Source organism: Bradyrhizobium jicamae (assembly GCF_018130695.1).
In the GTDB taxonomy this organism is placed as follows: Bacteria; Pseudomonadota; Alphaproteobacteria; order Rhizobiales; family Xanthobacteraceae; genus Bradyrhizobium; species Bradyrhizobium jicamae_B.
Genome location: NZ_JAFCJX010000001.1, coordinates 567,309 through 593,258, shown reverse-complemented (window position 1 = coordinate 593,258; position 25,950 = coordinate 567,309). Strand labels below are relative to the sequence as shown.

22 protein-coding genes are annotated in these 25,950 nt (G+C 64.6%); 14 read left to right on the top strand and 8 right to left on the bottom strand.

The features are described from left to right. The first annotated feature begins 30 nt into the window (after positions 1-30). The 9 genes from JQ604_RS02735 (at position 31) to JQ604_RS02695 (ending at position 9,548) form a co-directional block, all read left to right on the top strand. Positions 31-696: an HAD family hydrolase gene (locus JQ604_RS02735; RefSeq protein WP_212352674.1), complete on the top strand. Its 666-nt coding sequence runs from the start codon at positions 31-33 to the stop codon at positions 694-696. Positions 697-705: 9 nt separating this feature from the next. Next, complete coding sequence (locus tag JQ604_RS02730) at positions 706-1,659, top strand: sugar-binding transcriptional regulator (RefSeq protein ID WP_212352672.1); 954 nt, start codon at positions 706-708, stop codon at positions 1,657-1,659. A gap of 153 nt (positions 1,660-1,812) precedes the next feature. After that, the gene (locus tag JQ604_RS02725) at positions 1,813-3,126 is read left to right on the top strand and encodes an ABC transporter substrate-binding protein (RefSeq protein ID WP_212352670.1); all 1,314 of its coding nucleotides are present in this window, start codon (positions 1,813-1,815) and stop codon (positions 3,124-3,126) included. A 224-nt stretch (positions 3,127-3,350) separates the two neighbouring features. Then, positions 3,351-4,223: a carbohydrate ABC transporter permease gene (locus tag JQ604_RS02720; RefSeq protein WP_212352760.1), complete on the top strand. Its 873-nt coding sequence runs from the start codon at positions 3,351-3,353 to the stop codon at positions 4,221-4,223. Between the two features lie 4 nt (positions 4,224-4,227). After that, the gene (locus tag JQ604_RS02715; RefSeq protein ID WP_212352668.1) at positions 4,228-5,058 is read left to right on the top strand and encodes a carbohydrate ABC transporter permease; all 831 of its coding nucleotides are present in this window, start codon (positions 4,228-4,230) and stop codon (positions 5,056-5,058) included. 17 nt (positions 5,059-5,075) lie between these two features. Then, positions 5,076-6,080 carry an ABC transporter ATP-binding protein gene (locus JQ604_RS02710; RefSeq protein WP_212352666.1) on the top strand — a complete coding sequence of 335 codons (1,005 nt, stop codon included), beginning with the start codon at positions 5,076-5,078 and terminating at the stop codon, positions 6,078-6,080. A gap of 77 nt (positions 6,081-6,157) precedes the next feature. Then, the gene (locus JQ604_RS02705; RefSeq protein ID WP_212352664.1) at positions 6,158-6,931 is read left to right on the top strand and encodes an SDR family NAD(P)-dependent oxidoreductase; all 774 of its coding nucleotides are present in this window, start codon (positions 6,158-6,160) and stop codon (positions 6,929-6,931) included. Positions 6,932-6,958: 27 nt separating this feature from the next. Then, positions 6,959-8,593: an FGGY-family carbohydrate kinase gene (locus JQ604_RS02700; protein WP_212352662.1), complete on the top strand. Its 1,635-nt coding sequence runs from the start codon at positions 6,959-6,961 to the stop codon at positions 8,591-8,593. A 16-nt stretch (positions 8,594-8,609) separates the two neighbouring features. Then, positions 8,610-9,548: a carbohydrate kinase family protein gene (locus JQ604_RS02695; RefSeq protein ID WP_212352660.1), complete on the top strand. Its 939-nt coding sequence runs from the start codon at positions 8,610-8,612 to the stop codon at positions 9,546-9,548. A 214-nt stretch (positions 9,549-9,762) separates the two neighbouring features. Here the strand turns inward: JQ604_RS02695 and JQ604_RS02690 are convergent, their stop codons facing one another. Next, positions 9,763-10,251 carry an Lrp/AsnC family transcriptional regulator gene (locus JQ604_RS02690; RefSeq protein WP_212352658.1) on the bottom strand — a complete coding sequence of 163 codons (489 nt, stop codon included), beginning with the start codon at positions 10,249-10,251 and terminating at the stop codon, positions 9,763-9,765. Between the two features lie 127 nt (positions 10,252-10,378). On the opposite strand from JQ604_RS02690, the gene ald reads away from it, so the two are divergent. Further along, positions 10,379-11,494, top strand: a complete 1,116-nt coding sequence (gene ald / locus JQ604_RS02685; RefSeq protein ID WP_212352656.1) for an alanine dehydrogenase — start codon at positions 10,379-10,381, stop codon at positions 11,492-11,494. A 120-nt stretch (positions 11,495-11,614) separates the two neighbouring features. Here ald and JQ604_RS02680 read toward each other — a convergent pair whose 3' ends face one another. Further along, on the bottom strand, positions 11,615-11,833 hold the full coding sequence (locus JQ604_RS02680; protein WP_212352654.1) for a hypothetical protein: 219 nt from the start codon (positions 11,831-11,833) through the stop codon (positions 11,615-11,617). 199 nt (positions 11,834-12,032) lie between these two features. On the opposite strand from JQ604_RS02680, the gene JQ604_RS02675 reads away from it, so the two are divergent. Then, positions 12,033-14,282 carry an ABC transporter substrate-binding protein gene (locus JQ604_RS02675; protein ID WP_212352653.1) on the top strand — a complete coding sequence of 750 codons (2,250 nt, stop codon included), beginning with the start codon at positions 12,033-12,035 and terminating at the stop codon, positions 14,280-14,282. A gap of 8 nt (positions 14,283-14,290) precedes the next feature. Here JQ604_RS02675 and JQ604_RS02670 read toward each other — a convergent pair whose 3' ends face one another. Further along, positions 14,291-15,007, bottom strand: coding sequence for an aspartate/glutamate racemase family protein (locus JQ604_RS02670; RefSeq protein WP_212352652.1), 717 nt, complete (start codon positions 15,005-15,007; stop codon positions 14,291-14,293). Positions 15,008-15,068: 61 nt separating this feature from the next. Beyond that, positions 15,069-15,977 carry a LysR family transcriptional regulator gene (locus JQ604_RS02665; protein WP_212352651.1) on the bottom strand — a complete coding sequence of 303 codons (909 nt, stop codon included), beginning with the start codon at positions 15,975-15,977 and terminating at the stop codon, positions 15,069-15,071. Between the two features lie 187 nt (positions 15,978-16,164). On the opposite strand from JQ604_RS02665, the gene JQ604_RS02660 reads away from it, so the two are divergent. After that, on the top strand, positions 16,165-17,490 hold the full coding sequence (locus JQ604_RS02660; RefSeq protein ID WP_212352650.1) for a dicarboxylate/amino acid:cation symporter: 1,326 nt from the start codon (positions 16,165-16,167) through the stop codon (positions 17,488-17,490). 140 nt (positions 17,491-17,630) lie between these two features. After that, complete coding sequence (locus JQ604_RS02655; protein WP_249157920.1) at positions 17,631-18,791, top strand: serine hydrolase; 1,161 nt, start codon at positions 17,631-17,633, stop codon at positions 18,789-18,791. On the opposite strand, the gene JQ604_RS02650 is transcribed toward JQ604_RS02655, so the two are convergent. Then, on the bottom strand, positions 18,758-19,708 hold the full coding sequence (locus tag JQ604_RS02650; protein ID WP_249157919.1) for a hypothetical protein: 951 nt from the start codon (positions 19,706-19,708) through the stop codon (positions 18,758-18,760). The two genes, JQ604_RS02655 and JQ604_RS02650, sit on opposite strands and share 34 nt — an antisense overlap. 294 nt (positions 19,709-20,002) lie before the next feature. Between JQ604_RS02650 and JQ604_RS02645 the strand changes: the two genes are divergently transcribed. Next, on the top strand, positions 20,003-21,619 hold the full coding sequence (locus JQ604_RS02645; RefSeq protein WP_212352649.1) for an AMP-binding protein: 1,617 nt from the start codon (positions 20,003-20,005) through the stop codon (positions 21,617-21,619). Between the two features lie 7 nt (positions 21,620-21,626). Here JQ604_RS02645 and JQ604_RS02640 read toward each other — a convergent pair whose 3' ends face one another. From JQ604_RS02640 to JQ604_RS02630, 3 genes are all read right to left on the bottom strand, one after another. After that, positions 21,627-22,091: a MarR family winged helix-turn-helix transcriptional regulator gene (locus JQ604_RS02640; protein WP_249157918.1), complete on the bottom strand. Its 465-nt coding sequence runs from the start codon at positions 22,089-22,091 to the stop codon at positions 21,627-21,629. Positions 22,092-22,155: 64 nt separating this feature from the next. Next, positions 22,156-23,718, bottom strand: coding sequence for an indolepyruvate oxidoreductase subunit beta family protein (locus JQ604_RS02635; protein WP_212352647.1), 1,563 nt, complete (start codon positions 23,716-23,718; stop codon positions 22,156-22,158). Further along, positions 23,715-25,874 (bottom strand): indolepyruvate ferredoxin oxidoreductase subunit alpha, encoded by a 2,160-nt coding sequence (locus tag JQ604_RS02630; protein ID WP_212352645.1) that lies wholly within the window; start codon positions 25,872-25,874, stop codon positions 23,715-23,717. The genes JQ604_RS02635 and JQ604_RS02630 overlap by 4 nt, the downstream gene beginning before the upstream one ends. Between the last annotated feature and the right edge of the window lie 76 nt (positions 25,875-25,950).

Here is a 25,950-nt window from a genome sequence, read left to right as displayed (position 1 = left end):
CATAGCTTGAGCATATGTTCTGATGTCGGGATGGACTCCCGACTTCCCGACACCGACCTCATCATCTTCGATTGCGACGGCGTGCTCGTCGACAGCGAGGAATTGAGCTGCCGTTGTCTCTCCGAGGTGCTGGCGCGCTCGGGCATCGCCGTGTCGACCGAGCAGGTGATGCGGCTGTTCCTCGGGCGCAGCACCGCGGCCGTGATCGAGTATTGCCGCGTTGCGGGCCAGCCGCTGGGCGAGGGCTTTCTCGGCGAGCTCAAGCAGGAGGTGCGCGAGACCTTTCGCACCCAGCTGCAGCCGATCCCCGGCATCGGGGCGTTGCTCGACGGCCTCAAGCTGCCATACTGCGTTGCGTCATCGAGCGACCTTGACCGCGTCGCGTTTTCATTGGAGTTGACGGGCCTCGCGGAGCATTTCGGCCGCAGGCTCTACACGTCACAGATGGTGGCGCGTGGCAAGCCGGCGCCGGATCTGTTTTTGTACGCGGCGAGCGAGATGGGATATGCGCCGGAGCGGACGCTGGTGATCGAGGACAGCGTCTCCGGCGTGATGGCGGCGAAGGCGGCGGGGATGCGGGTCTGGGGCTTCGTCGGCGGCGGGCATTATCGCAGGCGTGAGGGCGATGGGCTGCTGCGCGAGGCCGGCGCGGATCGCATCTTCGATCGGATGATGGATTTCTGGACGGAAGGTTGACCGCACAGCATGGCGCCGAATGAGAACGAAAAATCCCGTCTCGACGACGCCGCGCGCGCCGGCTGGCTCTATTTCATCGCCGGCCACACCCAGGATGAAATCGCCAAGATGCTGCAGGTGTCGCGCGCCTCGGCGCAGCGGCTGGTGTCGCTGTGCCTGGCCGAGCGCCTGATCACCTTCCGCCTCGAGCATCCCATTGCCGCCTGCATGGAATTGGCCGCGAAACTCAAGGCGCGGTTCGATCTCGTGCATTGCGACGTGGTGCCATCAGATCCGGCGGCGCCGACCTCGAATGCCGGGATTGCCGAGCGTTCGGCGAATGTGCTGGAGACGACGCTGCGCTCGGAGACGCCCGTGATTGTCGCGCTCGGGACGGGGCGGGCGGTACGCGCCGCGGTCGAGCGCGTCTCTCCGATCGAGCGGCCGGACCACCAGATCGTCTCGCTGGTCGGCAACATCTCCGCCGATGGCTCCGCGAGCTTCTACGACACGGTCGGCCGGCTGGCCGACCGCACCGGCGCGCGGCATTACCCGATGCCGCTGCCGTTTCTGATGTCCAGCGAGGACGAGCGCAACAAGATGGTGCGCATCGAGCCGATCGCGCGGGTCAAGGCGGTGGCCGCGAAGGCGGATCTGCGGCTGATCGGCATCGGCCAGATGGACCAGAAGGCGCAGATCCACGTCGACGGCTTCGTCACCCGCGAAGAACTGCTCGAGATGATGCGGCTCGGCGCGGTCGGCGAGGTGACCGGCTGGGCCTATGATGCCAAGGGCAAGTTGATCAAGGGCGGCACCAACAAGCGGCTGACCAGCATTCCGCCGCAGATTCCGGCCGAAACCACCACCATCGGTGCCGCGATCGGCACGGCGAAAGTTCCAGCGATCAAGGCCGCGCTGGTCGGGCGAGTGGTCAACGGTTTGATCACCGACGAAGCCACCGCGCGCGCGATCCTCGATCGCTAATCCTTTTCGCATCTGCAACAGCGCTCGCCCTGGATGTGGGCCGCCGCAAACAATCGTGCGCGGGCACTTGCGCGCGCTTGACAAAGCCCGGGACCGGAGTGAACATGTGCTCAACACGTGGGCATATGCTCAACGTGGCTATGGGAGGTCACCTTGAAACACGTCCTTTGCGCCGTTGCCGGCGCGACTGCCCTTTTCATTTCCGCCCCGTCATTCGCCCAGACCACGCTGACGATCGCGACCGTCAACAACGGCGACATGATCCGCATGCAGGGCTTGACCAACGAGTTCACCGCGAAAAATCCGGACATCACCGTCAAATGGGTGACGCTGGAAGAGAACGTGCTGCGCCAGCGCGTCACCACCGACATCGCCACCAAGGGTGGTCAGTTCGACGTGCTGACCATCGGCACCTATGAGGTTCCGATCTGGGCCAAGAAGAGCTGGCTGGTGCCGCTCGACAAGCTCGGCGCCGATTACGACGTCGGCGACCTCTTGCCGAAGATCAAGGATGCGGTCTCCGTCGACGGCAAGCTGTATGCCGCACCCTTCTACGGCGAGAGCTCGATGGTGATGTATCGCACCGACCTGTTCGAGAAGGCCGGGCTGAAGATGCCGGACAGCCCGACCTGGGACTTCGTGGTCGATGCCGCCAAGAAGCTGACCGACAAGAACGGCGGCACCTACGGCATCTGCCTGCGCGGCAAGGCCGGCTGGGGCGAGAACATGGCGTTCCTGACCGCGATGTCGAATTCGTTCGGCGCGCGCTGGTTCGACGAGAAGTGGGAGCCGCAGTTCAACTCGCCGGAATGGAAGAAGACGCTGACGACCTACGTCAACCTGATGAAGGAGGCTGGCCCTCCCGGCGCGAGCTCCAACGGCTTCAACGAGAATCTCGCGCTGTTCAACGCCGGCAAATGCGCGATGTGGATCGATGCCACGGTGGCGGCCTCCTTCGTCACCAATCCGAAGGAGTCCAAGGTCGCCGACAAGGTCGGCTTCGCGCTGGCGCCGAACACCGGGCTCGGCAAGAACGCCAACTGGCTGTGGGCGTGGAGCCTTGCCATCCCCGCCGGCTCGAAGAAGGTCGACGCAGCCGAGAAGTTCATCGCCTGGGCGACCAGCAAGGACTACACCAAGCTCGTCGCCTCCAAGGAGGGCTGGGCCAACGTGCCTCCGGGCACGCGCACCTCGCTCTACCAGAATCCTGAGTACCAGAAGGCCGCGCCGTTCGCCAAGATGACGCTCGCCTCGATCGACGCCGCCGATCCGAACAAGCCGACCGTCAAGCCGGTGCCGTATGTCGGCGTGCAATACGCCGCGATCCCCGAGTTCCAGGGCATCGGCACCAGCGTCGGCCAGCAGTTCGCGGCCGCACTGTCCGGATCGAGCACCGTCGACGCGGCGCTCGCGGCCGCGCAGTCCTCGACCGAGCGCGAGATGAAGCGCGCGGGCTACATCAAGTAGCGCTTCGAACAGCCAGGGCGCGACGGACGCACCCTGGCTGTCAAAGACCGGCTCAAAACCTCCCGAGCTGGTGACTTGCGGCCATCCTGTTCCCAGCCAATGGGGTGGCCGCCCCTTTCTAGGTTCGATTTGACGCGTTTTCTTTGCGCGAAACCGGCGTCCATCCCGGAACAGGTCCGGGACAGGCTTCGCTGGAAAGCGCTCTTGGTAAGGAGACGGGGATGATGGCGACCCAGCAGACCCAACTGCTCGCGCGGACATTGCTGACCCCAGCGGTGGCGCTGCTGTTCATCTGGATGATCGTGCCGCTCGCGCTGACGCTCTACTTCGCGACGCTGCACTACAATCTGCTCGATCCCGGCTCCGAATCCTTCGTCGGACTGGAAAATTTCCGCTACTTCCTGACCGATCCGGCGTTCCTCGCCTCGCTGCAGAACACGCTGGTGCTGGTCGGCTCGGTGCTGGCGATCACCATCGTGCTCGGCGTGCCCCTGGCGCTGCTGCTGGACCAGCAGGTGGTCGGGCTCTCGATCGTCCGGCTGATGGTGATCGCGCCGTTCTTCGTGATGCCGACCGTCAGCGCGCTGGTCTGGAAGAACCTCCTGATGCATCCGGTGTCCGGGCTGTTTGCCTGGATCGCAAAGCTGTTCGGCGTGCCCGCGATCGACTGGTTCAACGACGCGCCGCTGTTCTCGGTGATCCTGATCATCTCCTGGCAATGGCTGCCCTTCGCGACGCTGATCCTGCTGACCGCGCTGCAGTCGCTCGACGAGGAGCAGAAGGAGGCGGCCGAGATGGACGGGGCGAGGGCGGTCTCGACCTTCATCTACATCACGCTGCCGCATCTGGCGCGCCCGATCACGGTCGTGATCCTGATCGAGACCATCTTCCTGCTCACTGTGTTCGCCGAGATCTTCGTCACCACCGGCGGCGGGCCGGGGCTGCAGACCACCAACATCGCCTTCCTGATCTATTCGCAGGCGCTGATCCAGTACGACGTCGGCAGCGCCTCGGCAGGCGGCCTGGTCGCGGTGGTGCTCGCCAACATCGTGGCCTTCTTCCTGGTCCGTATCGTCGGCAAGAATCTGGAGGCGTGACGTCATGGCGCGGATGGTGACGACCCAACGCAAGGTGATCTCGACGGCCGCGGCCTGGCTGGTCGGCTTCCTGATCTTCTTCCCGATTCTCTGGATGGTACTAGCGAGCTTTAAGACCGAGCTGGAAGCCTTTGCAATTCCACCGTCTTTCCTGTTCTTCCACTGGACCACCGAGAACTACGTCACCGTCCAGGAACGCAGCGACTATCTCCACCACGCGCTGAACTCGATCCTCATCGCCGGCGGCTCGACCTTGATCGCGATGCTGATCGCGATCCCCGCGGCCTGGTCGATGGCGTTCTCGCCGACCAAAAGAACCAAGGACATCCTGCTCTGGATGCTCTCGACCAAGATGATGCCGCCGGTCGGCGTGCTGGTGCCGATCTATCTGATCTACCGGGATTTCGGCCTGCTCGATACCCGCACCGGGCTGATCTTCATCCTCTGCCTCGGCAATCTGCCGATCGTGATCTGGATGCTCTTCACCTATTTCAAGGAGATCCCGAAGGACATCCTGGAAGCGGCGCGGATGGACGGCGCCACGATCGGCCGTGAGCTGGTCTATGTCCTGACGCCGATGGCGATCCCGGGCCTGGCCTCGACCCTGCTGCTCAACCTGATCCTGGCCTGGAACGAGGCGTTCTGGACGCTCAACCTGTCGACGCTGGAAGCCGCGCCGCTCACCACCTTCATCGCATCCTATTCGAGCCCGGAAGGATTGTTCTGGGCGAAACTGTCGGCGGCGTCGACGCTTGCGATCGCGCCCATTCTCGTGCTCGGCTGGTTCAGTCAGCGGCAACTCGTCCGCGGCCTGACCTTCGGCGCAGTCAAGTAGCAGAAAGGCTTTTCGCCATGGGTCAGATTACGCTGCAGGGTGTGCAAAAATCGTTCGGGCCGGTCCACATCATCAAAGGCGCCGACCTCGACATCGCCGACGGCTCCTTCGTCGTGTTCGTCGGCCCCTCCGGCTGCGGCAAGACCACGCTGCTGCGGCTGATCGCGGGACTGGAGGACGTCACCGGCGGCGCCATCATGATCGACGGCAAGAATGTCGTCGACGTGCCGCCGGCCAAGCGCGGGCTGTCGATGGTGTTCCAGTCCTACGCGCTCTATCCGCATATGAGCGTGCGCGGCAACATCGCCTTCGGCCTGAAGATGGCAGGACTGCCGAAGGACGAAATCAACAAGAAGGTCGAGGGGGCAGCAGCGACACTTAACCTGACACCTTATCTCGATCGCAAGCCGCGCGAATTGTCCGGCGGCCAGCGCCAGCGCGTCGCGATCGGCCGCGCCATCGTGCGCGAGCCCAAGGCGTTCCTGTTCGACGAGCCCTTGTCGAACCTTGATGCCGCACTGCGGGTGCAGATGCGGCTCGAGGTGACGCGGCTGCAGAAGCAGCTCGCAACCACGGCGATCTACGTCACCCACGACCAGGTCGAGGCCATGACCATGGCCGACAAGATCGTGGTGCTCAACGCCGGCAAGATCGAGCAATACGGCTCGCCTCTGGAACTCTACGAGCGGCCGGCCAACCTGTTCGTGGCCGGCTTCATCGGCTCGCCGAAGATGAACTTCGTCACCGGCGAGGAGGCCAAACAGCAGGGCGCCGCGACCATCGGCGTGCGGCCTGAGCATCTGAAGGTCGAGCGCGACGGGCAGGGCTGGCAGGGCACGGTGTCGGTCGCCGAGCATCTCGGCAGCGACACCTTCCTCTACGTCGATTGCGGTCCGCTGGGCATGCTGACCGCGCGCTATGTCGGCGAACTCGGCCTGCATCCCGGCGACAAGGTGTCGCTGACACCGGAGCCGGGCCGCATTCACCGTTTCGACGAGGGCGGCAAGTCGATCCGCGCCTAAGCGCTGTTCGCAAGATCTCGCCGCTCAGCGAGCGGCGTCGCCCGCGGCCGGCGGGCCAAGGAGAGGGAAAAACAAACATGTACCTGGAAAAATTCAAGCTCACTGGCAAGTCCGCCTTCATCACCGGCGGCGGGCAGGGCATTGGTCTCGCCTGTGCGGAAGCGCTGGCCGAAGCAGGTGCCAAGGTGATCATTGGTGACCGCGATGCCAAGGTCGGCAACGACGCCAAGGCTGTGCTGAAGGCCAAGGGTTACGACGCCGACATCGTCGTGATGGACGTCACGAATACAAAACAGGTCGACGCAGCCGCTGACGATCTGGTCAGGAAGTACGGAAAGGTCGACATCCTCGTCAACAATGCCGGCATCGCCCGCAGCGAGACCCCGGCCGAGACCGTCACCGACGAGCATTGGCTCAACGTCATCGACGTCAACCTGAACGGCACCTTCTGGTGCTGCCGCGCCTTCGGCAACCACATGCTGAAGGCGAAGTCGGGAACCATCGTCAATGTCGGCTCGATGTCCGGCTTCATCGTCAACAAGCCGCAGGAGCAGTGCTTCTACAACGCCTCCAAGGCCGCAGTGCACCATCTGACCAAATCGCTGGCCGCCGAATGGGCGACGCGGGGCGTTCGCGTCAATGCAGTGGCGCCGACCTATATCGAGACGCCGCTCAACGCCTTCGTGAAGAACAGCCCCAAGATGTATGATGCCTGGATCGGTGGAACTCCGATGGCGCGGATGGGCCAGGTCGAGGAGATTGCCTCGGTGGTCCTGTTCCTGTCCTCCGAGGCCGCGAGCCTGATGACCGGCAGCATCGTTTTGGTCGATGGCGGCTACACTTGCTGGTAAGCTCGCGTCGTAAGTGACGGAGCGACCATGCGGCAAGCCTACATTGGGGTGGACGTCGGGACGGCCAGCGCGCGGGCGGGCGTATTTGACGAAGCGGGAAAACTGCTCGGCACGGCCAAGCATCCGCTGAAGGTTTGGCACGAAGCGGGAGACATCGTCGAACAGTCTTCCGAGGATATCTGGGCTGCTTGTGTCGCTTCCGTTCGCGGCGCAATGCGCGAAGCCGCGATTTCGGCGGACCACGTCAAAGGCATCGGGTTCGACGCGACCTGCTCGCTGGTGGTGCTCGACCGTGCCGGCCGGCCGCTGACGGTCAGTTCGTCCGGCGATGCCGCGCGCAATGTCGTGGTCTGGATGGACCACCGCGCGATGGAGGAGACGCAGTTCGTCAACGAGACCAAGGACGACGTGCTGCGCTATGTCGGCGGGCTGATCTCGCCGGAGATGGAGGTGCCGAAGCTGATGTGGCTGAAGCGGCATCTGCGCTCCACCTTTGATGATGCCGGGCACTTCTTTGATCTCGCTGACTATTTGTCGTTCCGCGCCAGCGGTTCGCTGGCGCGCTCGACCTGCACCGTCACCTGCAAATGGACCTATGTTGCGGGCGAGGGCGGCTGGAGCGAACGCTTCTTCAGGCGCGTCGGTCTGGAAGAGTTCGTCGCCGAGCGCTATGCGCGGATCGGCACCGAGATCGTGCCGCCCGGCGCATCGCTGGCGCGCGGCCTGACGGAACATGCGGCTGAAGATCTCGGCCTGCAGCCGCGGACAGCGGTCGGCGCCTCGCTGATCGACGCGCATGCCGGCGGCGTCGGCGCGATCGGGGGCCGCGACGGCACGGGTGCCGATGTCGATGTTTGCAAGCGCATGGCTTACATCATGGGGACGTCCGCCTGCATCATGGCGACCACGGTCGCGCCATGCTTCGTTCCGGGTGTGTGGGGGCCGTATTATTCGGGCATGGTGCCGGGCTTCTGGCTGAACGAGGGCGGTCAATCCGCGGCGGGCGCCGCCATCGATCATTTGCTGCGCTCGCATCCCGCGCATGTCGAGGTTGAGGCCGAGGCGAAGCGCGAGGGCGTCGACGTGATCGGTTTCCTCGAGAAACGGATTCTGGCGCGCGCCGGCGATCCCGGTGCCGCGGCGCTGCTCGCGAGGCACGTTCATGTGCTGCCGGAATTCATCGGCAACCGCTCGCCCTATGCCGATCCCGGCTCGCGCGCGGTCATCGCGGGCCTCGATCTCGACACCGATACGGCTGCGATGGAGCGGCTGTTCGTCGCCGGTCTCTGCGGACTGGCCTATGGCTTGGCTGACGTCGTCGATGCCTTCGAGGCGCATGGTGTCGACGGCAAGACCATCGTGATGGGCGGCGGCGCCAGCCGCAGCCCGCTGGTGCGCCAGATCATGGCCGACACCACGGGCTACATCGTCGCCCTGCCGCAGACCCAGGAGCCGGTGCTGCTGGGGGCTGCAATGTTAGGGGCCGTCGCCAGCGGCGCGCATCGCACCATCAACGAGGCGATGGCGGCGATGTCCGCGCTCGGTCGGTTGAGCGAGCCGACCAGGCCAGAGATGGCCGACTTCCATCGCACCAAGCGCAAGGTGCATCGCATGCTGCGCGATCTCGACCGCGCCAGCCGCGACACCATGCGTTGCAAATGATGTTCGGGGCGAAACAATGCTGCTGAGTTGCGGGGATGCGCTGATCGATTTCCTGCCGTCGAAGACGGTTGACGGGCGCGAGGCGCTGGCGCCTGTCGTCGGCGGCTCCTGCCTCAATGTCGCGATCGGGATGGCGCGGCTTGATGCGCCGACCGGATTCGTCGGCGGTATTGCGAACGACACGTTTGGACGGATGATCGCCGATCATGCGCTCGCGTCAAACGTCGATCTCCGATACGCCACCCGCAGCGATCATCAGGCGACGCTCGCCTTCGCGCGCCCGACGGCGACCGAGACGCAATATGCCTTCTATGATGCCGACAGCGCCGCGCGAAACTGGATTTACAGGCACGGCGCGATCGCATTCGCTGAGATCGAGGCCATCCACACCGGCTCGACGACGCTGGTGAACGAGCAGGGCGCGACACAGGCGCTGGCCCTGATCGCCGGCGCCAGGCCCGGCGTGACCATCTCCTTCGATCCGAACTGCCGGCCCAATCTGGTCGAGGACAAGGATGGCTATCGCACGCGCATGGCGACGTTCTTTCGCTGCGCCGATCTGGTGAAGATGTCAGATGTCGACTTCGCCTATCTCTTTGGCGACGAGGCCCATGCAACGCGTGCGGAAGCATTGCTGACCGCGGGGCCGTCGCTGGTCGTGATCACCCGCGGCAACAATGGCGCCAGCGCCTGGCATCGCACGGCCGGCATGGTCGAGGCCGCGGCGCCTGCCGTGAAGGTGGTCGACACGATCGGGGCCGGCGACAGCTTTCAGGCGGCGTTGCTTGCCGCGCTGTATCGGCTTGATCGGATCGAGCGGCAGAAGCTGCGGGACATCACCGCCGCCGAGTTGAAGCGCGTGCTCGCCTTTGCCTGCCGATGTGCGGCGTTCACCTGCACGCGGCAGGGGGCTGATCCGCCAAGGAGCGGGGAACTGCCGGCGGACGCGTGGTAGGTGCGCTCCCTCGCCCCGCTCTTGCGGGGAGAGGGTTGGGGTGAGGGGCTCTATCCGCGCAATAGCTCTCTCATTTTGCGTTCGTGCTCACGTCGACGAGTCGGTTGGACCATTGTTGCCGACATACGGTGCCATGCCCCTCACCCGGATCGCATCATGCGATGCGATCCGACCTCTCCCCGCGGAAGAGCGGGGAGAGGTGAAGTAGTGCCCTTCACGCCCGCAGCGCCGTCTCCGGAATCGTTCGCCGCACCACCTCGCGCATGGCGAAGCTGGAATGAATCCGTGCGACGCCCGGCATGCGCGACAAATGCTGCTTGTGGATGCGTTCGAAGTCGGCGATGTCGCGGGCGACGACTTGCAGATGATAATCGTCACTGCCCGACATCAGATGGCATGACACGACGTCGGGGCAGCGCGCGATCGCGGCCTCGAAGGCGGCGAGATAATCCTCGCTCTGCTTCTCCAGCGTGATGGTGACGACGACCGTGGTGACGAGGCCGAGCGCGGTGGCGTCGAGATCGGCGCGGTAGCCGCGGATCACGCCGGTTTCCTCGAGGTGCCGGATGCGGCGGGCGCAGGCGGTCGGCGACAGCCCAACCTTTTCGGCAAGCTCGATCTGGCTCGCCCGGGCGTCGGAGACGAGCTCGGTGAGGATTCGCTGGTCGATACGGTCGAGCCCGTCCACGCAGATTTCCTTCAATGACTGGCTTAATCGCGCAGATTATGGGCGAAAAGTGCAGTGCACAAGCCGGATTTCGCCGAGAAACGCCGCGGTACCAAGAATAGCCTCGTGGCAAGCGGCGGCTCATTTCGAGGGGAGACGGACCATGCGCGTAGGCGTGCCGAAGGAGATCAAAGTCGAGGAATACCGGGTTGGCCTGACGCCGGCCTCGGTGCGGGAATATGTGGCGCATGGGCACGACGTGGTCGTGCAGCGCGGGGCCGGCGAGGGCATCGGCAGCAGCGACGAGGCCTACAAGGCCGCCGGCGCTACCATCGCCGAGACGGCCGACGAGATCTTTGCAACATCAGACATGATCGTGAAGGTGAAGGAGCCGCAACCGGCGGAATGGACGCGGCTGCGCGAGGGGCAGATCCTCTTCACCTATCTTCATCTCGCGCCCGATGCGGCGCAGACCAAGGGGCTGCTCGCCTCCGGCTGCACGGCGGTCGCTTACGAGACCGTCACCGATGCGCATGGCGGCTTGCCGCTGCTGGCGCCGATGAGCGAGGTCGCGGGACGCCTTGCGATCGAGGCGGCAGGCGCGGCCTTGCGCAAGTCCGCCGACGGCATGGGCAAGTTGATCGGCGGCGTGCCCGGCGTGGCGCCGGCGCGGATCGCCGTGATCGGCGGCGGCGTGGTCGGCACGCATGCAGCGCGGATGGCGGCAGGTCTCGGCGCCGACGTCACCATTCTGGATCGCTCGCTGCCGCGGCTGCGCGTGCTCGACGATATCTTCCTGGGCCGGGTGCGCACGCGCTATGCGACGCTCGAGGCGATCGATGAGGAAATCGTCGCTGCCGACGTCGTGATCGGCGCGGTGCTGGTGCCCGGCGCGAGCGCGCCGAAGCTGGTGTCGCGCAAACAGCTCGCGCACATGAAGCGCCGCGCGGTGCTGGTCGACGTCGCGATCGACCAGGGCGGCTGCTTCGAGACGTCGAAGGCGACCACGCATCAGGCGCCGACCTATCTGGTCGACGATATCGTGCATTATTGCGTGGCCAACATGCCGGGCGCCGTGCCGGTCACCTCCAGCCACGCGCTCAACCATGCGACGCTGCCATTCGGCCTGGCGCTGGCCTCAAAAGGATTGCGCGCACTGGTCGAGGACCCGCATCTGCGCGCGGGCCTCAATATCCATCGCGGCCGGATCACCAACCGCGCGGTGGCCGAGAGCCAGAAGCTTGTTGGTGTGACGGCCGAGGAGGCGCTGGCGTCCTGAGACGCGGCTCGCAATCAGTCACCTTCAAAGCGGAAGTGACTGACAGTTGGGATCACTTGGATCGGTCACAAAATGCCCGGCTGAAATATTGGCGCGAGGCTTCTGTCCCGCGCTTTGCGCTTAGGACCACGGCGGCTCTTCGCTCGCCCCGGCTTCCTCGTGGCGGATCGTGATACCCGCCGAACGCAAGGCGGTCAGCAATACAGTTCTGACAGAGGCAGGATCAAATCCGATATCCTTGGCGTTCGGTGGATGTGCCTCGCTATCCTTCAATCGAAGCGCCAGGTGCAAGTGATCGCAAAGGTGCTGAACGACGAGATTGACCTGATCGTCAGTCATGATCGGCTTCTCCTGACCATGTTGCTACCGAACTAGGTAGCACAGATGAGAATAGGGGGGTACGCGATTGGACCGCCCCAAGGTCAAGCCCGCGCGATTTGGCGGGCTTGAAAAACGCTCTCAGCGGCGGCAATCTCGGCCTGACTGAGGCCTCGATCTGGAAAATCTCGGCTCATGCCGATCGATGCAAGGATCGACGATGAAGCAGCGGCCCATCATGTGGCTTGCCGTTGTTGCGGGCGTTGCCCTGGTGCTTGCTGTCGCCTGGGCCGCCATCCTCTGGACGCGCCCGGAGCCTATTCGCATCGCATTCGCCAATTCGCTCTCTGGCCCGTCCGCCCCGGCCGGGACGGAAAGCCTGGTCGCGACGCAGCTTGCAGTCGACGAGGCGAACGCCAAGGGGGGCGTCAACGGGCGGCTGATTGAGCTCGTTCTGTTCGACGACGCAAGCAATCCAGCCGTGGCGCGCGCGAATGCGCAGGCGATTGCCGACAGCCCGTGCGTCGCTGTGCTCGGACATTATCTCAGCTCCGCGTCGCTCGCGGCAGCGCCGATATACAGGGATGCGCGGATGCCGGCACTCACGGGAAGCTCGGCTGCCGACGATCTGACAAACAACAGTGAATATTATTTTCGTGCGCTGTCGCCGGTTTCCGTGCAGGCGCGCTCGATCGCGGAACATCTGCGCGCCGTGATGAGGGAGCCAAAAGTCCGTCTCGTTCACACGCGCGATTCCTACGGCAAGAGTTTTGAGCGTGGATTTGCGACCGCCTATCCGGCGGAGCAGTTGCGTGTGTTCGGACTGGACGTCGCAGCCGGTCAGATCGGATCGACGGATGAGGCGCTGGACGCTGCCGCGCAGGAGCCCGGGCCCGGCGTTATCGTCGTCGGCGCGGCAACCGATTTTAGCGCAGACATCGTCAAGGCGCTCCGCCGCCGCGGCATCAAGGGAATGATCATTGCATCGCAAGCCGCGGCCCGCGAAAGTTATTTGCAGAACTTCGCCAATGAGCCCGAGGAAAAAGCGCATCCGGGCTTCTTCAGCGAGAATCTGTATGCTGCTTCCTCGCTGATGTTCGACAGTGCCGGCGTGGCAGCGCAGGCCTTTGCCGCCGACTACAAGGCGAAAGCTGGAACCTCGCCAAGCTGGGTTGCCGGCGGCTCGTATGACGCTGCGCGCCTGATGATCGATGCGCTAAAACGAGCTGCACTACATCCCCGGTTTATGGGGCAGGGGATTCAGAAACGATCCGACAGCAAGGTTGCAGATCGCGACCGTGTGCGCGTCGCGCTCGCCGCGATCGACGATCCGAAATCGGCGGTCGTGGGGCTGACTGGGCGGCTCTATTTCAACGCGAACCGCGACATTCCGCGCCCGATTCGACTGGGTTTCTTCCGTTACGGCTTGTTCGTAACTGCGCCGCTGCAACTCGTGCGCATCGATCAGCCCAAAGGAATCGATCTCGCCGCGGAACGAGAGCGGGGTCATGTCGTCACGTTCGGTGACCGACACTACTGGATACAGCGCGTCGTTTATACCGGCATCGACATTATTCGCGTCAGCCGGATCGACGTGAAACAGAATTCGTTCGGCGTCGACTTCTATCTCTGGATGCGGTTCGCCGGCGACGATGAGGCGCAGACGCATGTCGAATTTCCAGCCTTGGCGGATCGCGGGGCGTTCGATCCGGCTCGGCCAATCCAGGCTGGACGGGAAGACGGCCTGAGCTATCGGCTCTATCGTATCAGTGGCGATTTCAAGGCTCGTTTCGATCTCCATGATTATCCATTCGACACGCAGCAACTGCGCCTGCATCTCCAGAACACGGAACAGCGTCGAGAACTCATCACCTACGTCATCGATCGATTCGGCTTGCGCCTCGCCGACGATGGAAGCTCGCGGGTCGAGGACGGGGCCTATTCCGGACTTCAGCTCTGGCGATTTCTCGGACTGAGCTATTTCGTCGACTCCCTGTCCACCGGATCGACGCTCGGAAGGGCGTCCTTGTTTGGTGCCGAGGCAAGTACGGAGTTCGCCGGCTTCAATGCGGTCATCACGCTGCGCCGCACCTCCGCCATCTACATGCTGAAGAACCTGCTGCCGCTGTTTCTGCTCGTGCTCGTCGTATTCGCGACGCTGTTCTTTCCTGAAACCATGTTTCGTGAACGCGTGACGATTCCGGTGACCTCGATCCTGGCGAGCGCGGTGCTGCTCGTGGCGGTGAACGGTCAGATCGGCGATGTCGGATACACGGTGGTCGTCGAAGAGATGTTCTACATTTTCTTCGTACTGTGTCTGATGACGATATTGGCGGGCTACAGACATGAAAAACTTCGGGACGCCGGCCGAAAGCGCGCCGCTGTTGTTCTGGATTACGCAGCGCAGGTCGTTTATGCCGGGACGGTGCTCGCCGTCATCGTCGTGCTCTACCGGCGTTATGCCGTGTAAGGTACGGCCTAGGCCGCCGCACGGACCTCCTGGTCCGCCCGCGCGAGGCAGAATTCGACGCAGGCGCGCGCCAGCGCTTCGGTCGGATCGAACAGGCGTGCTTGCAGCGCGCCGTCGACATCAGCCAGCGCCAGGGGAATTTCCGTGCAGGCCATCGCGACCCGCGCGCAGCCGCGCTGAACCAGCGTTTCGGCTTCGCGGCGCAGGATCGCGGTCGCTTCATCGAGCTTGCCGGCCTTGACCAGGCGGATCGCGCGCATCACCTCGGCCTGGCCTGCGGCGTCAGGCATCATGCAAGCGTAGCCGCGGGCGGCGAGCCGCTGCTGATAGACGCCGGCGCGGACGGTGCCGTCGGTCGCGAGCACGCCGATCGTGGCACCGTCGAAGCCGTCGCGTGCGAGCGTGTCGGCCACGGCATCGACGATGTGCAGGATCGGGACGTCGGTCTCGTTCTGCAATGCGCCGTGCCAGTGATGCGCGGTGTTGCAGGGGATCGCGATGCAGGTTGCGCCTGAAAGCGTGAGCTGGCGCAGCGCGCGCCGCATGGCGGGCAGGGGATCGCGGCCCTGATCGAGGATCGCGGCGGTGCGGTCGGGCACGTCAGTGGCGGAACGGACGACCATCGCGATGTGGTCCTGGTCGCAGGCGGCCGGGGTGTTCCGGATCACCTTGCCCATGAAATCCACCGTGGCCATCGGGCCCATGCCACCGAGAACGCCAAGCATCAAAGTCTCCCCCTTGATTTTGGGGGTATACGCGAGCGAACCGGCCGCGGCCAATGCCGTGTCAGACAATCTTATTCCAATTTTGCATGGAATCGGCGGCGAGTGCTTTCGCCGCGCCCCAGACCTTCTCGACAATGGCGCGGGTGCGGCGGCCGCTGCGATAGAGCCGGATCTCCAGCGGGATTTCCGGGCCGGTGACGACAAGCGCGTTCTCTTCCAACTCGCGCGCCACCAGGCTGCGCGGCAGCCAGGCGAGGCCGTGGCCTTCCAGCGCCATGAATTTCAACGCCTCGGCCATGGCATTCTCATTGGTGTGGGCGACGTGCACCGAGGGCGCACCGGCCTGGGCCTGGGCGAAGGTCGCGACCCGCCCGAGGAAGGAATTCGAGGCGTAGCTCAGCAGCGGCAGCGGCTTCGTCTCGTCGGCGATCGCAAGTTTAGGACTCCGCACGATGACAAAACTGTCGCTGCCGACCACGATGTGCGGATAGAGCTCGGGCTCCAGCAGGATCGGCACGTTCGGGTGATGGAAGGTGAGCAGGAAATCGTAGCCGCCTTCGACAATGGCCTGCAGGCAGCTGTGGAAATCGTCAGGCAGCAGGCGGCTGCCGACCGCGCCGATCTTGTCCTCGATCTCGCGGAACCAGCGCGGAAAGAACCGCAGTGACAGCGTGTGCAGCGCCGCGACGCCGACCATTTGCGTGCTCGGCCGGTTGCTGGCCTGAAGATTGAGCCGACTGGCATGCAGCATGCGCACCGTCTCCTCCGCCGTCTCGAGGAACTGGCGGCCTTCCTCGGTCAGCGTGGTCGGGTAGTTGCTGCGATCGATCAGGGAGACGCCGAGCCAGAGCTCGAGCGCCTGGATGCGGCGGCTGAAGGCGGACTGCGTGACGTGGCGCTCCTCGGCGGAGCGCGAGAAATTGCCGGTCCGCGCCAGGCTCAGGAAATCCTCCAGCCATTTCAGCTCCATCGTCTTAAGGCCTCTCGTCCCCGGCGCGCCGTTGTCGGCGGCACCATGCCCGCTTGCGCGGCAGAAATCCATGCAGACTAGGAATAGCGCGTTCCCAGACGGCATTGGATCGGGCCCGGTCCCTGGGAGGACAACGGCGGATCAATCGGCCGCGATACAGGTCGGGATTCACTGGAGGGAACAGATAATGACGGCTATTTCCAGCGGCTCGGCGGTGCGGCCGAACCGGTTCACCAATCTGATCATGCTCGGCCTGCTGCTCGGCACAGCCGTCGGGTACGCCTGCCATGAGCTGGCGCCGACCCCGGAGGCCGCCAGGACCGTCGCCGGCTATTTCTCGATTCTCACCGACGTGTTCCTGCGCATGATCAAGATGATCATCGCGCCGCTGGTGTTTGCCACCATCGTATCAGGCATTGCGAGCCTCGGCGCGGAAGGCGGCGCGGTCGGCCGCATCGCGGCGAAGGCGATGGGCTGGTTCATCTCGGCCTCCATCCTCTCGCTCGGCCTCGGCATGCTCTTTGCGAATTTCTTTGCCCCGGGCCATGGCCTCGGCCTGCCGCTGCCGGGCGCGGGAGCGTCGACCAATCTGCAGACGGCGGGGCTCAACCTGAAGGACTTCATCACCCATGTGTTTCCGACCAGCGCCGTGCAGGCGATGGCGACCAATGAGGTGCTGCAGATCCTGGTCTTCTCCGTGTTCTTCGGCTTTGCGCTGAGCCGGCTGAAGACGAGCCTTGCCAAAACCATCGCCAGCTCGATCGACGAACTGGTGCAGATCATGCTGCAGATCACCCACTTCGTGATGCGCTTTGCCCCGATCGGCGTGTTCGCGGCCATCGCGGCCGTGATCACGACGCAAGGGCTCGGCGTGCTCCTGACCTACGGCAAGTTCATCGCGACGTTCTACCTTGCGCTTGCGGTGCTCTGGCTGCTCCTGATCGGCGCGGGATTCGTCGTGCTCGGGCGTCCGGTGTTCGAACTGATCAAGCTGCTGCGCCAGCCGATGCTGCTCGCCTTCTCCACCGCCAGCAGCGAGGCGGCCTATCCGAAGACCATCGAGCAGTTGACGCGATTCGGCATCAAGGAGCGTCTCTCGGGCTTCGTGCTGCCGCTCGGCTATTCCTTCAATCTCGACGGCTCGATGATGTACCAGGCATTTGCCGCGCTGTTCATCGCGCAGGCCTACGGCATCGAGATGAGCTTCGTGCAGCAGGCGACGCTGCTGCTGGTGATGATGGTGACCAGCAAGGGCATCGCCGGCGTGCCGCGCGCATCGCTGGTGGTGGTGGCCGCGACCCTGCCGATGTTCGATCTGCCGGCCGCGGGCCTGTTGCTGATCATGGGGATCGACCAGTTCCTCGACATGGGCCGCACCATGACCAATGTGATCGGCAACGGCGTCGCCACCGCAGCGGTGGCGAAGTGGGAGGGCGAGCTCGCCGCTGCGGACGAGAGTTTTGTTGCGGATGGCGCCGACGCATTCGCTGTGCCGAACCCGGTGGGCAGTTGAGGCGAATTCGGGGCGGCCCAAGGGCCGCCTCGATGGGGCAGGGAACCCCTTGCTCGCTGGCATGTGAATTGGGCTGCACGGCGTTCGGCGCTAAGGCTGAAGGGCTAAACCCCTTCCGCCCGTCATCCGATCCGATGAGCATGCAAGCAAACGTTACGTCGGTGATATCAGAGATGCGCGCGCGGCTGCGTGTCGGTACGATGGCGTTCGCTCTGATCGCCACCGTCACGATGCCAAGCGCGCTCGCGGATTCGGACATGGTTGCGCAGATGAACGACATCGTCACGACGGAACTGGCGCCGACCATGAAGGCGGGCGAGCCCGGCGGGCTTGCGGTCGCCGTCTATGCCGGCGGCCATCTCGAATTCTTCACCTACGGTCTTGCCGACGAGGCGACCAAGCGGCCGGTGACGCCGGACACGCTGTTCAACCTCGCCTCGCTGCGCAAGACATTCGAGGCGACGCTGGTCGCGCTCGGCACGCTGCGCGGCGAACTTTCGCTCGACGATCCCGTGACGAAATATCTGCCGGAGCTGCACGGCGACACCATCAAGCGCGTCACGGTCGGGCAGTTGGTGACCCACACGTCCGGCCTGCTGCTGCCGACCGATCATCCGCCCTGGCCGAACGTTACGTTCACGCAAGCGCAGTTCTTCGACATGCTGAATGCGTGGACATCAGGCGCCAAGCAGGAGCCGGGCAAGCAGCGGATCTACACCCATGCCGGCTATGTGCTGCTGCAGCTGGTGCTGGAGCGGCGCTATGGCCGGCCGATCGAGACATTGGTCAGCGAGCGCATCCTGAAACCGCTCGGCATGAATTCGACTGTGATCCCCGAGCGTGCGCCGGACAACCGTGCCATGATGAGCGCGGAGATGATGCAGCGCGTCGCGCAGGGCTACTCCTATAGCGGCACGGCGATCGGGCCGATCGGCGGCGTGCAGAGCTATTTTGACTTTCCGGGCACGGAGCAGATGTTCTCGTCAGCGCGTGACCTCGGCACCTTCATCGCAGCCTGCCTCGACGGCGCCGCGATCGATCCTGAGCTGCGCGCGGCACTGCGGATGACCCAGCAGGAGCGGTTTCGCGTCGACGAAAAGTTCGGGCAGGGGATGGCGTGGGAGACGGTGCGTCTCGACGGGCTCACCGTCGTCGACAAGCCGGGCGGGCTCAACAATGCGTCCGGTTATCTCGGGCTGGTGCCGGCGCGAAAGCTCGGCATCGTGCTGCTCGCCAATCGCGGCGAGTATCCGCACGAGATCGCGCGCTACAAGATCTTGCCGGCGCTGTCGCGGCTCTGAACGTCAGACGCGGGCTGTACGGGCGCCGCGTCCGTGGTCGAGACGATCGCGGCCGGGTCGGTGCGATAACGCGGCAGCTGGTCGCCGAGCGAATAGAACACGCAGAGCGCCAGACTCGCCCACACCGCGCCGCTGAAATACAGCGACATCCAGGCGATCTCCTCCTTCCACTCCGACAGGTCGTGCGTGACGATCCAGCGCGTGCGCACGTCGTGCAGACCATCGAGCGGGTGGAGCAGGATGCTGCCGGCGGCGCGATCGGCGCGCCAGCGGTTCAGATACATCGGCACGTCGACCGTCATCAGGAACGCCAGATAGGCGACGATGCCGGCGATCGAGACCGCGAGCACGACGTGAACCGGCCCGTGGAACTCCGGCCACAGCCGGCACAGCGCGACGCCGACGAGGAAGAACACGACGGCCCAGATCGAGTTCTCGATCGCGTTGCAGAGATAATGCGTCGTCAGCACCGCGTACCAGGAGAAGCATTCGGCGACGATGATCGCGGGCACGATGATCCACGCGATGTTCACCACGGTGTCGGCGCCGGTCATGGTGCCGAGCTGATGCAGGATCACGGCCCATTGCGCGGCGAAGCAGAGCTCGGCGATGGTTGCGACCGAACGTCCCACGAACACGCTCGACAGCCAGTGATCGAACAGGCAGATCCGCTGCACATCGGCGCGCGGCAGGAACGAGCGGAACGCGCAGCCGAACACATAGCCGGCGCACAGCACGAGCATCAGCATGGTGCCGGATGCGCCGAGATGCGCGCTCTGGATATCACCGAGCTCGCGATACAGCACGAACCAGACCGCGATATTGGCGCCGCTGACCAGCGTCAGGAACGCCCACCACCAGACCACAGGATTCGACCAGGCCACGGACCTCGCCTGGGCCCGGTATTCCAAACTCATTCCGCCGCTCCGCGTAATCGAACTGACATTGATTTGTAGTAATTCTGTCACAAGACGACGGCTGTCACGACAAGAAAATGTGAGTCGCGACTGTCATAATTCGCTGCCGTGCGGGCGGTGGGGACTGTCACAATTGCTCAGGGCGAGCGGTCGCGGCGTGTCACAATTGGCCGCGCACGCTTTCGTCACACGGCAGCCTGCGATTGACAGCCAATTATTATATGCCTAAAAATATGCGGATACATATAATTTGAGGCCCGACAGCGACGTCCGGCCGCCGATAGCGAGCAGACCGTGACCGATGCGACGACCGTCTACTCCCGCTTCCGCGACACCGCGCTGCGCCGCGGCGAGGGCCCGTTCCTCAACGTGCTGCCGGAGACGGCTGACATCTACGGCATTGCAGCCGGCGAGATCTCCTATCGCGCGATGCTCGGACGCGTCGATCGCCGGCGAGATGAGTTTGCGAGCCGCGGCTATGGGCTGGGTCATCGGGTCGGGCTGTTGCTGCAAAACCGTCCGGCCTTCATCGAGCTGTGGTTTGCGCTGAATGCGCTCGGTGTCTCCGTGGTGCCGATCAATCCGGATCTGCGGTTGAGCGAGCTCGAATACATCATCGCGCATTCCGAGATGAGCGCGGCCTTCGTGCTGGCGGACCGGCGCGCCGAGGTGGAGACGGCGGCGCGCCAGGCTGGCCGCCGGATTCCCGTGGTGACCGAGGCCGATGCGGCGCCGGCGCCGTTCGGCCGCGTCAAACCGGCGAGCGATGGCGATGCCGCAACGGAATGCGCGCTGCTTTACACGTCGGGCACGACCGGGCAGCCCAAAGGCTGCGTGCTGACCAATCTCTATTTCACCTATTCCGGCGACTGGTATCGCGACCTCGGCGGGCTGGCTGAGCTCACGGCCGACGAGGCGCGCATGATCACGCCGCTGCCGATGTTCCACATGAACGCGATGGCGGTGTCGCTGCTGGCGATGATCTCGGTCGGCGGCTGCCTGACCATGCTCGACCGCTTCCATCCGCGCAGCTGGTGGCAATCCGTCAAGCAAAGCCGCGCCACCTGTTTGCACTATCTCGGCGTGATGCCGTCGATGCTGATGAGCGCGCCGGCCTCCGATGAAGATCGCGCGCACAACGTGCGGTTTGGCTTCGGTGCCGGCGTCGATAAGCTGCTGCATGCGCCCTTTGAAGCGCGGTTCGGCTTTCCGCTGATCGAGGCCTGGGCGATGACCGAGACCGGCAGCGGCGGCGTGATCGCCGCCAATGCCGAGCCGCGCAAGATCGGCACCAGCTGTTTCGGCCGTCCCTCGGCCGCAGTCGAAGTCCGCATTGTCGATGACGCTGGTCAGGATGTCGACGGCGACGCGCCGGGCGAGCTCCTGGTGCGGCACGCCGGCACCGATCCGCGCTTCGGCTTCTTCCGGGAATATCTGAAGAACCCGGAAGCTACCGCGGACGTCTGGCAAGGCGGCTGGCTGCACACCGGCGACATTGTCTCGCGCGATGCGGATGGCGACCTGCATTTCGTCGACCGCAAGAAGAACGTGATCCGCCGCTCCGGCGAGAACATCGCGGCCGTCGAGGTCGAGTCGGTGCTGAACCGCCATCCCGCGATCAAGCAGGCGGCGGTCGCGGCGACGCCGGACCAGGTGCGCGGCGACGAGGTCGCGGCCGTGATCATTCCTGCGCAAGCCGGCGCCGACCGCGCACTGGCGGAAGAGATCGTGCGCTGGTCGCTGGAGCAGATGGCCTATTACAAGGCGCCGGGCTGGATCACTTTCGCCGAGCGCCTGCCGCTGACCGCGACCGAGAAGATCCAGCGCGCCGGCCTGAAAGACGTGGTGGCGCGGCTGATGGGCGAGGGCGCGTTCTACGACCTCCGGGAGATGAAGAAGCGCCAGGTGTGACGACGCGTCAGATGTCGTTCTGGCGGATGTTCCTGATCATCGCCGCGAGCACGCGCGCGCAGGTCTCGATGTCGTCGATGTCGATGCCCTCGGCGAGGCGGCCGTAGTTCTTTTCCATGACCGGCCAGATTTTCTTCAAGAGCGCTTCGCCATCGGGCGTCAGCGCGACGACGCGGCGGCGCTGGTCCTCCTCGGCGATCTCGCGCTTGACCCAGCCCGATGTCACCATCGACTCGATCGCGCGGCTCGCGGTCGACTGCTCGGTGACGGCGAGCACCGCGATCTCGTTCACCGTCAGCGTCTTGTAGACGTTCAGCACCGACAGCGTGCGGAACACCACATTGTTGACGCCGTATTCGCTGAGGTCCCGGTTCTGGTCCAGGTTCCAGCGGTTGGCGAGGCGGTTCATCAGATAGGGGATGTAGCTCTGCAGCTGGTCGGTCGAGGCCGGCGGGCCCGCCTTCCATTTCATCCTGGAGGATCCGGACATTATCGGCCTTGCTTCAAGTCGTTGGGGTGAGCTGACGGCATCGCCGTCACGCGAAGGTCTTGATGGTCTGGATCACGCCGTCGAGCTCCTTGCCGGCGGGATCCTTCAGCGCCGCCTCGCGCAGCCGGCGCGCCCAGTCGGCGGCATCGTCGCGGCGCGCGATCAGCTTGACCGCGGACAGCGCTTTGTCGAATTTCGAGAGGCCGCGGCTGTGGGTGTCGGAATAGCCCTTCACCAGGCGGCGGCATTGCAGCACCTCGACGCCGAGCTGATAGTTGGTCGCGACCGCGTCGGTTGCGACCTTCAGCCATTCATCACGATGCGCGGTCTCGACCGCATGACGCAGCGAGCGGCGGCGCATGCCGCGCATGCCGCCGACGGCGTAGAGCGCAAGGAACCAGGGCAGCGAGTAGGTCCGCACCCGCCGTCCTATGTTGATGCGGCGATCGAGCCAGCCGACCAGGCCGGGCCGTGCATCGAGCCAGCGGGCAAGCCCGGCCGGCAGCGTGCCCATCACCTCTTCCATGCGCGGATGCATGAACTCGGTGGTCTGCAGCAGCTGGTTGTCCGCCAGCTCAAGCTCCTTCTCGACGCGGGCGCGGCGGGTGGCGCGAGTCTTCAAATCGGCGACGCGGATCACGTCGTCATAGCTCATCGCATTGGCGAGATATTTTGCCGCGGTCTGCGTGAAGGCGAAATCATGCGCAGCGCCGTTGCTCGCGCGATCGGCCGCATGCAGCGACTTCAGGATGTCGAGATACTCCGCGCCATAGGCGATATCCTGGAAGTCGACGACCTTGCGCAGGCCGGCCTGAGCCATCGCCACAGCCTGCTGCGGCAATTCCTGCTTCATGCGGGTGATCAGCGCAGCGAGCTGCGGGTCGGACACCGGAGCAGGGGCGGCGGTTGCCTTGGCCGGTTGCGCAGCCGGCGCAACGTCAGGCGTCTTGCCTTGCGCGCGGTCAAAGGCCGCGTCGAAGGTCTGGATGCTCGCCTTCGCGCCCTTGCCGCCGGCGCCGATCACGTCGAGATAGCTCTCGCGGGTAAAGGGCAGCACGCCGGAACTTGCCAGCGCGCCGAACAGCGCGGCCGAGATCACGCTGCCATTGGCGATCGACAGCGCATTCATGTCGAAGATGATCTCGTTCTTGGCGGCAACGCCGATCGCGCCCGATACGGCGCTGCCGTCGGCGATGCCGTTGCCCGGCGCGATCTTCTCGCCGATCGCAAAGGAGCGGTGATTGGAGGCGATCAGCGTGGTGCGGTCCGGCGTCACCAGGCCGCGCAGGATCGAGCGCCCGGCCTCCATGAACTCGGAGGCCATCACGACGTCGACGTCGCCCGGCGTCGGCGTCAGCGACAGGATCGGCTTGCGGCCATCCAGCGGCGGCATTGCCTCGATGTAGTAGATGGTGGCGCCGGTGCGCTGAGCGACGCCGGGCACCGAGGTCGATTGCGCGACCCAGCCATGGTTCTCGGCGAGCTGCACGATCCAGTCGGTGAGCACGCCGCCGCCCTGACCGCCCATCGCGACGATCGCGAGCGAGATCGGCCGCTCGGTCGCATCTCCGGCGGCAGGCAGCGCCAGTTTGACCGTCTCGTCCCTCATGCCAGTGCTCCGAGCGCCGGACGCTTGCGATCGCGCCGCCGCTGCAGCCAGGAGATCACGCTCATGGCGACCTTCGCCTTGAACTTGTCCCAGCCGGTCGGGTTGTGGATCACGTCGGCGCGGTAGAACGACGGGCACAGCACCGCGGCATCCGCGACCTCGCCGCAATTGCCACAGCCGACGCAGGAATTGTCGATCGCCGCCACCGGATCGTCGCGCAGGGGATCGTCGAGCTGCTTCACTGACAGCGATGGACAGCCGGAGAGGCGGATGCAGGCGTGATCGCCGGTGCAGACATCCTCGTCGACGCCGAAGCGTTCCTTGACCACGCGGTTGCCGTCCTTGATCTCCTTGCTGATCTGCGGTTTCACGCGGCGCTGCTTGTTCAGCATGCATTCGGAGGAGGCGACGATGACCTTCGGGCCCGGCTCGTTGGTGGTCAGCGCTTCCTTCAGCGTGTCGCGCATCTTGCCGACATCATAGGTGCGGTCGAGCTGACGCACCCACTCGCCGCCGATGCCTTTGACGGCTTTAACAATGGAATTGTTGGTGTTGCGTCGCCTGTTGACCGCGCGCGAGGACAGGATGTCCTGACCGCCGGTCGCCGAAGTGTAGAAATTATCGACGATGACGAACACGCCGTCATGCTTGTTGTAGACGGCATTGCCGATGCCGCTGGTCAGGCCGTTGTGCCAGAAGCCGCCGTCACCCATCACAGCGATGGACCGCTTGTCGGCCTTGACGTTGAACGCCGAGGTCGAGGCCGGGCCCAGGCCAAAGCCCATCGTGGTGGCGCCGATGTTGAAGGGCGGCAGGATCGAGAACAAATGGCAGCCGATGTCGGCGGAGATGTGATGCTGGCCGAGCTCTTCCTCGACGAGCTTCATCGCCGCGAAGATCGGCCGCTCCGGGCAGCCGGTGCACAGCCCTGGCGGCCGCGCGGGCACGACCTGCTTCAGCTTCTCGACCGCGGGATTGCTGAGCGTCGGCGAGGCGTCCGGTGCCGGCGGACGGTTGCCGAGCAGGCGCGGATCGGTCTTCTCGATGAAGTCGCGGATGCCTGACAGCAGCACCTGCGCGGTGTAATCGCCGCCCATCGGCAGCACGTCCTTGCCGTGGACGCGCGCATTGATGTCCTTGCGGCGGAGCACGGTGTTGAGCGCCTGCTCCAGATATTCGGGCTGGCCTTCCTCGACCATCAGCACGGCGTCCTTGCCGAGACAAAACTCCGATATCTCCGTGTCGATGACGGGATAGGTGACGTTCATGATGTAGAGCGGCACCTGCGTGTTGCCGTAGGCGTCCGAGAGGCCGAGATATTGCAGCGCGCGGATCACGTTGTTGTACATGCCGCCCTGCATGATGATGCCGACCTTGCCCTGCTTCGGCCCCATCCACTCGTTCAGTTTATTGTCGCGGATGAAGTTGATCGCGGCCGGCAGCCGCGTGCGGATCTTCTCCTGCTCATGCTCATAGGACGCCGGCGGCAGCACGATGCGCCCGACATCGCGCTTCGGATTGTCCAGCGCATCCTTGATGGTGTGCTTCGGCCGGACATTGTCCTTGCATTCGAAGCTGCCGTGCATGTGGCAGGCGCGGACGCGCACTTCGAGCATCACCGGCGTGTTGGACACCTCGGAGAGCTCAAAGCCCTTCTCGATCAGATTGACGATGCATTCCTGGTCGGGGCGGGGATCGAGCAGCCACATCTGCGACTTCATCGCAAAGGCGTGCGTGCGCTCCTGCATGATCGAGGAGCCCTCGCCATAGTCTTCGCCGACGATCACCATGGTGCCGCCGGTGACGCCGCCGGACGCGAGGTTGGCGAGCGCGTCGGAAGCGACGTTGGTGCCGACGGTCGACTTCCAGGCGACCGCGCCGCGCAGCGGATACATCACGGAAGCCGAGAGCATCGCGGCAGCGGCCGCTTCATTCGCCGAGCTCTGGAATACGACGCCGAGATCGTCGAGCACGTCCTTGGCGTCGGCCAGCACGTCCATCAGATGCGAGATCGGCGAGCCCTGATAGCCGCCGACATAGGCGACGCCGGATTGCAGCAGGGCCTTGGTGATCGCGAGGATGCCTTCGCCGCGAAAGGTGTCGCCGGCGCCAAGCCTGAGATCCTCGACTTCACGAGCAAACGATCTTTCGGCCATTGTGTCCTCCAAACGTATGCGATAACATACTTTTAGATATGAAATAAGTCAACGCGGCGTCGGCGGTGGGCGACGC

What these genes read in the sequence shown, in the direction of transcription:
- JQ604_RS02680 (WP_212352654.1), bottom strand. Translation starts at nt 11,833, where the DNA reads ATGACTGACGATCAGGTCAATCTCGTCGTTCAGCACCTTTGCGATCAC.
- JQ604_RS02655 (WP_249157920.1), top strand. Translation starts at nt 17,631, where the DNA reads ATGCAAGCAAACGTTACGTCGGTGATATCAGAGATGCGCGCGCGGCTG.
- JQ604_RS02730 (WP_212352672.1), top strand. Translation starts at nt 706, where the DNA reads ATGGCGCCGAATGAGAACGAAAAATCCCGTCTCGACGACGCCGCGCGC.
- JQ604_RS02670 (WP_212352652.1), bottom strand. Translation starts at nt 15,007, where the DNA reads ATGCTTGGCGTTCTCGGTGGCATGGGCCCGATGGCCACGGTGGATTTC.
- JQ604_RS02695 (WP_212352660.1), top strand. Translation starts at nt 8,610, where the DNA reads ATGCTGCTGAGTTGCGGGGATGCGCTGATCGATTTCCTGCCGTCGAAG.
- JQ604_RS02635 (WP_212352647.1), bottom strand. Translation starts at nt 23,718, where the DNA reads ATGAGGGACGAGACGGTCAAACTGGCGCTGCCTGCCGCCGGAGATGCG.
- JQ604_RS02710 (WP_212352666.1), top strand. Translation starts at nt 5,076, where the DNA reads ATGGGTCAGATTACGCTGCAGGGTGTGCAAAAATCGTTCGGGCCGGTC.
- JQ604_RS02735 (WP_212352674.1), top strand. Translation starts at nt 31, where the DNA reads ATGGACTCCCGACTTCCCGACACCGACCTCATCATCTTCGATTGCGAC.
- JQ604_RS02650 (WP_249157919.1), bottom strand. Translation starts at nt 19,708, where the DNA reads ATGAGTTTGGAATACCGGGCCCAGGCGAGGTCCGTGGCCTGGTCGAAT.
- JQ604_RS02720 (WP_212352760.1), top strand. Translation starts at nt 3,351, where the DNA reads ATGGCGACCCAGCAGACCCAACTGCTCGCGCGGACATTGCTGACCCCA.
- JQ604_RS02700 (WP_212352662.1), top strand. Translation starts at nt 6,959, where the DNA reads ATGCGGCAAGCCTACATTGGGGTGGACGTCGGGACGGCCAGCGCGCGG.
- JQ604_RS02705 (WP_212352664.1), top strand. Translation starts at nt 6,158, where the DNA reads ATGTACCTGGAAAAATTCAAGCTCACTGGCAAGTCCGCCTTCATCACC.
- JQ604_RS02665 (WP_212352651.1), bottom strand. Translation starts at nt 15,977, where the DNA reads ATGGAGCTGAAATGGCTGGAGGATTTCCTGAGCCTGGCGCGGACCGGC.
- JQ604_RS02640 (WP_249157918.1), bottom strand. Translation starts at nt 22,091, where the DNA reads ATGAAATGGAAGGCGGGCCCGCCGGCCTCGACCGACCAGCTGCAGAGC.
- JQ604_RS02630 (WP_212352645.1), bottom strand. Translation starts at nt 25,874, where the DNA reads ATGGCCGAAAGATCGTTTGCTCGTGAAGTCGAGGATCTCAGGCTTGGC.
- ald (WP_212352656.1), top strand. Translation starts at nt 10,379, where the DNA reads ATGCGCGTAGGCGTGCCGAAGGAGATCAAAGTCGAGGAATACCGGGTT.
- JQ604_RS02715 (WP_212352668.1), top strand. Translation starts at nt 4,228, where the DNA reads ATGGCGCGGATGGTGACGACCCAACGCAAGGTGATCTCGACGGCCGCG.
- JQ604_RS02675 (WP_212352653.1), top strand. Translation starts at nt 12,033, where the DNA reads ATGAAGCAGCGGCCCATCATGTGGCTTGCCGTTGTTGCGGGCGTTGCC.
- JQ604_RS02660 (WP_212352650.1), top strand. Translation starts at nt 16,165, where the DNA reads ATGACGGCTATTTCCAGCGGCTCGGCGGTGCGGCCGAACCGGTTCACC.